The organism is Virgibacillus salarius (genome assembly GCF_039521925.1).
Lineage (GTDB): Bacteria > Bacillota > Bacilli > Bacillales > Amphibacillaceae > Virgibacillus > Virgibacillus salarius.
In genome coordinates this window covers 36,608-45,319 of sequence record NZ_BAAACY010000174.1, presented here as the reverse complement: position 1 = coordinate 45,319, position 8,712 = coordinate 36,608, and the positions used below count along the sequence as shown (strand labels likewise).

Below are 8,712 nucleotides of genomic sequence, written 5' to 3'. Positions count from 1 at the left end.
AACTAAAAAAAGATATGAATCCCATAATAAAATGGAAATCATATCTTTTTTGGACTTTTTCAGTGGCCTCATAAATACATGGAGTTTTTTTACTATAGGGAACGAATTATTCTAAGGAGGGGCTTAATATTTTTGATTGTCCGCTTTCTTGACAGTGGCCTAACCAAATTATTTGCTTTATCTAACCCCTATTCTGTTAAATTTTTATAAAAAGTAGGTATTGGGAGGTTAAATGTTGAGTAAGAGTACAAGTTCTGCGCTAATTACTGGAGTGTTATTAATAGCCGGGATGGTTGTAGGTATATTTAGTGTTGTTCCTGTTATAGATGAAGCAAACTACATTGTCAATGCTTTTACATATAAAAACCAAGTACTAATAGGAGCGTTTTTCCAGTTGTTAATGATTGTTGCATACGTTGGTATTCCTATTTTAATGTATCCGATACTAAGTAAGCATAATAAAGGTTTGGCTCTTGGGTCTGTAGCCTTTGGCATTATTGCGGGTGTGTTCATTATAATTGGTGTATTCATTCTTCTGTTACTATTGACATTAAGCCATGAATTTACAAAAGTTGGAGCAATGGATATATCGTATTTTCAGTCCTTAGGTGAATTGTTACAGACAGGACGTGATTTGGTGAACCATGTGGCAACGACCCTGGCTTTTGCTTTGGCTATGCTCTTATTTAACTGCATATTTTGCCAAACAAAACTTGTTCCACGTTGGTTGTCAGTTTGGGGTATTATTGGATCTACATTGTCCATATTGGCAAGCTTATTATTTATGATTTACTTCATCGGTTTGGATGCAACCTACATGATACTAAACATTCCAATAGCCTTTCATCAACTGGTTTTGGCTATATGGTTAATTGTTAAAGGATTCAACCCAACGGTACAGGATTCAGTATCAAATTAATATAAAGGCTCTAGACAAAGAAGTGTAACTAAAATGATTCAATCAGAAAATTTTTAAAAAAACAGCAAGTGCATATGATTAATTAGAAGGATGAACAGACTTACTCAAAATTTCCTAGAGAACTTAGTGTTGTTCCTTTAATCTATCCGCACATCAATAATGCTTTTTATAAGTAAATATGGTCCGGCTACTTTAATGTGTTTTATTTCAATATAATGCCACCTTCTTTTAACTTCTCTCGACAGTAATTATAAGAAGATGTTTTTATGTATGTTTAAATTTTTCCAAACCATTAGTTTCCTTCCTGCTTTTCATACCACATTTGATAAACATAAATGACGTTGGCAACTATTGTCATTATTAATAACATTAGGATTCCTGACAAGTTCCCTGTAACAATTTCAACTTTCCTCATCCATGGAACTAAAGCATATACAAACACCCCATCCAAAATTAAATTAGTTACAACATATACCCAAAACTTCCGAAAAGTAAAATGAAAGATCCATATGGTTGCAACCCAATATGCGCTGAACACTAAAGGAGCAGGTGTTATTTTATCCCAAGAAAAAAGGGATTTATCGTATTTCCACCAGTTTTGTTTCCAGGCAATCTCATACAAAATAACATTTATGACTGTTACAAAAAGCGCGACTGATATATATCTTCGAATAACAGACCGATCTAAAAAAAATAAAGATATGAATGGCAAAATAAAAACAGCCCAAAAAGTGATTTGAATCATTAGTAAAACTACATCCTTTTCTAAATGTTTGATATATAGAATGCATATACTTGCACCAATTTATGCATTGACTAAATATAAAAAATGAAAGAGAAATGACTAAGATTGTTATGGAGAAGTAAATTATGAAACGAATTTTGAATTGAAGGATGGTTTCGTGGATCAGTTAAAAAGACTAGAAAATGAAAATCCTCGCTGATCCTTAGTTTTTGCACACTAATACCTTTATGTATATAATGTAAAAGCTCCTGCTGTGAGGGGTGGTTTAGTTTGTTTGATATGACGTTATATTCTTTAAAAATTTTATTCTTTAAATAGATTGGCAGGAATTTGAGAACTTTTATAGAAATATAATTTAATCATAAAAGGGCAGTAAGCTACTATAAAAGCTGTAGTGGTAAAGAACCGACAGTAAATTTTTGTAAAAGCAAATTCCGTTACCCATAGAGAGGTGATAACTAATTAATATTTGGCATCCAAAGGTATATGAACATGGAGAATTCTTAGATAAAATTTCTTTATCTGAATCACCCAAAGGATTGGTTATAAAAGTTGAAAATGAAAATAGGATATTTAGCTTTATATATGATCAATCAGAATTCGGGAATTTTGTACTTGCAATTCGTCTTATAGATGAACGAAAGCGAGCTATTTATTAGAAGCAGCCAGTAAAGCTAGGGAAGACTATTTTGGAGATAACAAGCAAAATTGGTATCTATATAAAACAACAAAATCCGAATTTATAAACTGGTTTGATAATTTACCCGGACAGGAACTGACATTGACAATATCGAACATCAAATTATTTCTACATCAGAAACTTGCATTTAGTGCTTTCCAGAAATAATGGTAATCATATGCCTGTGAATTCACTCTTTCATGCTTTCAGAAAAATATTAAGCCAAGCTAGATCGCTTAATTTTCCTATTCATTCTCTCAGATACACGCACATTGTTTTACTTATGGAAGCTAGAAAGACTAGGCAATGGCAGCTATCAAATTACTGCAGATGTCTCTTCTCATATTTCCAAAAAGCTAGATGAACAATCAATATGAGTCTTATTTCAATGAAATCAATACATAATTTTCAAAATAAAAGTGGGGCGTTTGTGAGTAAGGTAAAATATGAACGATTAAAAACCGTTTTAAAAAACTCCTCAACACATTATGTGCTAAGGAGTTAATCAATCTTAATACGTGCTCAAGTATTGTTCACGTTCCCAAGGATGCACTTGTGTTTTGAACATATCCCATTCGATTTCTTTTGCTTCTACAAAATGTTCGAAAAGATGTTCACCTAGAGAGTTAACAATTACTTGGTTTTTCTTCAATTCTTCTAAAGCACCTGCAAGTGTGCTTGGTAAATCTTGAATTCCATTTTCTTCACGCTCTTCCTTCGTCATAACATAAATATTACGATCTACTGCTGCAGGTGGTGTCATTGATTTTTCAATACCATCTAATCCAGCTGCCAATAAAGAAGATAGAGCTAGATAAGGATTTGCAGATGGATCTACACTGCGAGCTTCAACACGTGTGCTAATTCCTCGAGAGTTTGGAATACGCATTAGACAGCTTCGATTAGAGCCAGACCAAGCAATATAGCTAGGAGCTTCATAGCCAGGAACTAGTCGTTTATAAGAGTTTACTGTTGGATTGGTAACAGCCGTAAAGCTATTAGCATGCTTAATAACACCTGCAATAAATTGATATGCAGTCTCACTTAACTCCATATCGCCATTTTTGTCATAGAATGCATTTTCACCATTTTTGAAAAGTGACATATTTACATGCATTCCGGATCCGTTTACACCGAATAACGGTTTAGGCATGAATGTCGCATGTAGATTATGCTTTCTAGCAATGGTTTTCACCACTAACTTAAATGTTTGAATATCATCTGCATGTTTTACAGCATCAGAATATTTGAAATCTATTTCGTGTTGGCCGGGGGCAACTTCATGGTGGGAAGCTTCAATCTCAAAGCCCATCTCTTCTAACTCAAGCACGATATCTCTTCGACAATTTTCACCTAAATCAGTAGGTGCCAAATCAAAATATCCACCATGGTCATTTAATTCTAGAGAAGGTTCGCCTTTTTCATCCAATTTGAATAAGAAGAATTCCGGTTCCGTACCGATATTAAATGCATCAAATCCAAGTTCTTCCATTTTCTTCAGGTTTCTCTTTAGATTATATCTTGGATCGCCTTCAAAAGGAGTACCATCTGTCTTATAAATATCACAAATAAAACGTGCTACTTTCCCTTTTTCAGAAGTCCACGGGAACACAACAAATGTATCTAAGTCCGGATATAAATACATATCTGACTCTTCAATTCGAACAAATCCCTCAATTGAAGACCCGTCAAACATCATTTTATTATCAAGTGCCTTGTCTAGCTGACTTAGTGGGATTTCCACATTTTTAATTGTTCCAAGCATATCCGTAAATTGTAAACGAATAAAACGAACGTTTTCCTCTTTAATTTGCTTTAGAATCTCTTCCCTAGTAAAGCTTTTTCCCATTCTTTCTCCTCCTATGAACTATATTTTTTATTTGAATAGAAAAACAGTTCTATAACATACTGTTAACACACTTGTTTTCCTAAACCTTATGGATGATTGGTAAAAAATCGTGACAGCTCTCCTTGCCGTAAATTTGCTTTTCCGTGTCTGCCAGGTTCTTTTAACTCGTTTCTTAAAATTCTGCGGAGATCTTTCTCGCTTAAATCTGATGATTCAGACGATTTTTTGCCTACTTCTTTCTTTTCTTGTCCTTCACTCAATAGCAGCTTGATACCAGCGATATTTAAGCCTTTATCCAATAAATCTTTTATTTCTAATAACCTATCTACATCATGAAAAGAAAATAATCGCTGATTACCACTTGTTCTTTCTGGGTGAATTAATTCATGTTCTTCATAATATCTTATTTGTCTTGCTGTTAATTCTGTCAATTTAATAACAATGCCAATTCCAAATAAGGGCATGGAACGACGATCCTGATCATTCAATTCATGACCCCCTCATCATTAATACTATTTTATTATATGTTATGTAAAATAACATGTCAATAATATGTTAGGTTTTCTAACATAAAAAAGGCGTTTAAAACATAACGCCCTTTGCCATGGATATACCCTACTTTATAGGATTATAATCATCACTTTTTAATTTTTTTAACGATTCAACGAGTGCTATTTTAACGTGTGCATAGGTTAAACCACCCTGCACAAATGCAATATAAGGTGGGCGTAGTGGTCCATCCGCTGATAATTCAATACTGGCTCCCTGTATAAATGTTCCGGCTGCCATAATGACCTCATCTTCATAGCCTGGCATTTCACTTGGGTAAGGCTTTACATAGGAATTAACCGGCGAATTTTCTTGAATTGCCTGACAGAAGGTAATCATTTGCTCTCTATCCTGAAAGGTAACCGATTGAATTAAATCTGTTCGTTTCGCTTGGAAGCTTGGTGATGTATTATATCCAGCAAGCTCCATGATCCGTGAAGTAAAAATAGCCCCCTTTAATGCTTCACCAACAACATGTGGCGCAAGGAAAAAACCTTGATACATTTCATGTAATGTATCCAATGTAGCTCCTGTTTCTTTACCTAACCCTGGTGCGGTTAAACGATTAGCGCATTGCTGGATTAGATCACTTCTACCAGCAATATATCCCCCTGCTCTAGCTAAACCACCTCCAGGATTTTTAATAAGTGAGCCGGCAATAATATCTGCACCAACATGAAGTGGTTCTTTCTCTTCAACAAATTCCCCATAACAGTTGTCCACAAATACGATAGCATCCGAATCAATTTCTTTTATAAAATGAATCATCTCACTAATCTGAGTAAGGGTAAAGGACGGGCGATCATCATAGCCTTTTGATCGTTGAATGCCAATTACTTTTGGATTTGAAATCATAGCCTCCCTTACCCCAACAAAGTCAATACTACCGTTACTCATTAGATCCACTTTATTATAGGAAATATGAAAATCACGGAGAGAACCAGTATTTGTACCTCTTATACCAATTACTTCTTCTAACGTATCATATGGCTTCCCAGTTATGTATAATATTTCATCGCCTGGTCGCAGCATCCCAAATAGTGTAGTCGTAATGGCATGGGTCCCTGATACAATTTGTGGTCTGACGAGTGCATCTTCTCCACCAAAAACATCAGCATAGATCCGCTCTAAAACTTCCCTACCTAAATCATCATATCCATAACCGCTGGTTGAATTAAAATGTGAATCACTTACTCGATATTTTCTAAATGCATCTAAAACTCTTTTTTGATTCGTTTCTACGATATGACTAACATTTCTATGCTGCTCTGCACAGTCAAATTCTGCCTGTTTAATTAACTGTTCAATCATTTGCTGTCTTTACTCCTCTAATATACGATTTAATGGATGATCATGACGCATATATCCATAAACTTGAAATATATTTGTCATTTCATCGAATATTTTATGTTCTACAATGGTTTCTTTTTCTAATTGATGGATAAGCTTACCTTGATCAGGATCTAACTTTACGTTATACCGCTGCCACGCTTCCTTCAATAAACGTTCGATAGTTGATACTAATCGAACGACATCTGATGACTCATATGCACTTATAACAAGATGCGGCTGATTGATTGGAATAACATCCTGCTTAAGTAAATCCTTTTTATTATAAACCGTTAGCATTGGAATCGATTGTGCATTTAATTCTTTAAGCAATTGCATAACGGTATCCTGTTGTTGATCCTGATCCGGATGAGAGCCATCTACAACATGTAATAAGAAGTCCGCTTCAGTTACTTCCTCTAGCGTAGATTTGAATGCTGCAATTAAAGCTGTTGGCAAATCTTGTAGAAAGCCGACGGTATCCGTTATAAGCACTTGTAGCCCTGCAGGTAATTGGATTTTCCGCGTTAGCGGATCTAACGTTGCAAACAATTGATCTTCTTCTAAAGAATTACTATGTGTTAATCGATTAAACAAAGTGGATTTTCCAGCGTTTGTATAACCAACAATGGCTATTTGAAAGACATCCTTAGTTTTCCTCCGCTTCCGATATTGTTCACGCTGCTTTACGACCGTTTCTAAACGCTTTTTAATATCATAAATCCGCTGGCGTATATGGCGCTGATCCGTCTCTAATTTTGTTTCACCAGGACCTCTAGTTCCAATACCTGCACCTAGTCTAGACATTTCAACTCCTTGACCTCGGAGTCTCGGTAGCGCATATTCTAGCTGTGCAAGCTCTACCTGCAGTTTCCCTTCTTTTGTTCTTGCTCGCATAGCAAAAATGTCCAAAATTAATTGGCTTCGATCGATAATTCGAACACCTAATAAGCTCGCCAAATTTCTTAATTGGCCAGCAGACAGCTCATCATTTGATATAACTAAATCGATATCTAGTTCATCAATTATCGAACGAATTTCCTTTATCTTTCCAGATCCAATATATGTAGCAGGGTGGATTCGATCCCGCTTTTGCGTCATAATTTGTTTTACATCTCCACCAGCAGTATGGCTTAAAGATGTGAGTTCTTGAAGCGAAGAGGCGAACCGCTCTTCATCTTGATTTGGCTTTTTTACAGCAATTACTACGATTTTTTCATCTGCCACAAACAGAACCTCTTTCCTTTCAGCTTCTTTGTTAGATATTTTAGTGGCTGTTCACCTTTTCTATCTTACCAAACAATTCTATAATAACAAAATTACATGGCGTTAATTTGTAAATCTTTAGCAGTTAAATGAATCAAATCATCGGCTGTAAAGTGTTCATTTGCCAATAACCGCATTGCATGCATCCGAATCGAATTTTCAATCACATTTCGAACATATCTAGCATTGGCAAAGTTTCTATTGTATTCTTTCGTTTTCATATATAAATGAGCCTTTAATTCTAATTCAGCTTCCCTTGTCAATTGGTAATCTCGTTCAACAGCCATACGCTTCGCAATAGACAGCAACTGACCTGCTTCATAATTCTTAAAATCTAAAATAAAGGGAAACCTTGATTGTAAGCCAGGATTTAGAGTTAGAAAACGCTCCATCTCATATGGGTAACCTGCTAATATCAAGACAAAATCATGCTGATTATCCTCCATGTGTTTTACTAATGTATCAATTGCTTCCTTTCCGAAATCCTTCTCCCCACCTCTTGCCAGCGAATACGCCTCATCAATAAACAAAACTCCGCCTTGCGCTTTTTGGATAATGGATCGCGTTTTTTGTGCAGTTTGCCCAATATATTCCCCTACTAGATCCGCTCTTTCAGCCTCTATACAATGTCCTTTTGTTAATAAATTCATTTCAAAATACAACTTAGCTAGCTTTCTAGCTACGGTTGTTTTTCCTGTACCGGGGTTTCCTTTAAATAGCATATGCAGAACTTGCTTTGTATCTTGTAAGCCAAGCTCCCTTCTCTTTTCATTGATAACAACAGTGGCATAGATTTCTTTGATTCGTTCTTTTAATTCATTCATACCCACAAATGATGAAAATGCCTGATCAATATGTTTAAAAGGATTGTTTTTGAATCCTTTTTCTAAATTACGTTTCGTTGATACTGCAGACTTTCTTTCTTGTAAAATGATATTTACTTGCCCGTTTTTATTCCTAATCATTTGTGTTTCCATGTCATCACCCCTCAGTCATTCTAGTATACGCACATATGAAAAAGGTGTGACATTTGCCCATAAAAAGGACTGCTTTTAATCGAATAAAATATTCAACCAATAGAAAATGTTGGAAAAAAGGATTGTTTTGATTATAGTAGCATTTATGAATATAAGAGTAAATTTAGTAAACTTTGAACCAAATCCTTGAGTTGGAAAGTTTTAAGAAAAACTGATTTGTTTATATTTCTCATGTTAACGATTCGTATTTCAACTTTCTCAGATTGTCTTTAAAAATGTAGCAATTGCATCGATACCGATATTCTTTTCCCCAGCTCTTACCACTATGTCTCATCAATAAACGATAGGGAGCTATCCCAAGAGATAGCTCCCTATCTATACAACTAGAAAATACGCCAT

At 35.1% G+C, this 8,712-nt stretch carries 7 protein-coding genes; 1 reads left to right on the top strand and 6 read right to left on the bottom strand.

Features of this window, described 5'->3' with window-relative positions; translation table 11 throughout:
- The first annotated feature begins 232 nt into the window (after window positions 1–232).
- Window positions 233–919: a DUF4386 domain-containing protein gene (locus ABDZ84_RS21195; protein ID WP_281949066.1), complete on the top strand. Its 687-nt coding sequence runs from the start codon at window positions 233–235 to the stop codon at window positions 917–919.
- Between the two features lie 292 nt (window positions 920–1,211).
- Here the strand turns inward: ABDZ84_RS21195 and ABDZ84_RS21190 are convergent, their stop codons facing one another.
- From ABDZ84_RS21190 to ABDZ84_RS21165, 6 genes are all read right to left on the bottom strand, one after another.
- Entirely contained in the window at window positions 1,212–1,664 is a 453-nt protein-coding gene (locus ABDZ84_RS21190) for a hypothetical protein (RefSeq protein WP_034678906.1), read from the bottom strand.
- A gap of 1,190 nt (window positions 1,665–2,854) precedes the next feature.
- Window positions 2,855–4,192, bottom strand: coding sequence for a type I glutamate--ammonia ligase (gene glnA, locus ABDZ84_RS21185; RefSeq protein ID WP_026680978.1), 1,338 nt, complete (start codon window positions 4,190–4,192; stop codon window positions 2,855–2,857).
- An 86-nt stretch (window positions 4,193–4,278) separates the two neighbouring features.
- A complete protein-coding gene (locus tag ABDZ84_RS21180) occupies window positions 4,279–4,656 on the bottom strand; it encodes a MerR family transcriptional regulator (protein WP_121605904.1) in 378 nt (125 codons plus the stop codon).
- Window positions 4,657–4,807: 151 nt separating this feature from the next.
- Window positions 4,808–6,052, bottom strand: coding sequence for a methionine gamma-lyase family protein (locus tag ABDZ84_RS21175; protein ID WP_026680976.1), 1,245 nt, complete (start codon window positions 6,050–6,052; stop codon window positions 4,808–4,810).
- A gap of 9 nt (window positions 6,053–6,061) precedes the next feature.
- On the bottom strand, window positions 6,062–7,297 hold the full coding sequence (gene hflX / locus ABDZ84_RS21170) for a GTPase HflX (protein WP_026680975.1): 1,236 nt from the start codon (window positions 7,295–7,297) through the stop codon (window positions 6,062–6,064).
- Between the two features lie 92 nt (window positions 7,298–7,389).
- Complete coding sequence (locus ABDZ84_RS21165) at window positions 7,390–8,313, bottom strand: AAA family ATPase (RefSeq protein WP_026680974.1); 924 nt, start codon at window positions 8,311–8,313, stop codon at window positions 7,390–7,392.
- Window positions 8,314–8,712: the final 399 nt, after the last annotated feature.

Bases quoted from the DNA above. Each gene is read 5' to 3' on its own strand.
- ABDZ84_RS21195 (WP_281949066.1), top strand. From the start codon at position 233: ATGTTGAGTAAGAGTACAAGTTCTGCGCTAATTACTGGAGTGTTATTA.
- ABDZ84_RS21190 (WP_034678906.1), bottom strand. From the start codon at position 1,664: ATGATTCAAATCACTTTTTGGGCTGTTTTTATTTTGCCATTCATATCT.
- glnA (WP_026680978.1), bottom strand. From the start codon at position 4,192: ATGGGAAAAAGCTTTACTAGGGAAGAGATTCTAAAGCAAATTAAAGAG.
- ABDZ84_RS21180 (WP_121605904.1), bottom strand. From the start codon at position 4,656: ATGCCCTTATTTGGAATTGGCATTGTTATTAAATTGACAGAATTAACA.
- ABDZ84_RS21175 (WP_026680976.1), bottom strand. From the start codon at position 6,052: ATGATTGAACAGTTAATTAAACAGGCAGAATTTGACTGTGCAGAGCAG.
- ABDZ84_RS21165 (WP_026680974.1), bottom strand. From the start codon at position 8,313: ATGGAAACACAAATGATTAGGAATAAAAACGGGCAAGTAAATATCATT.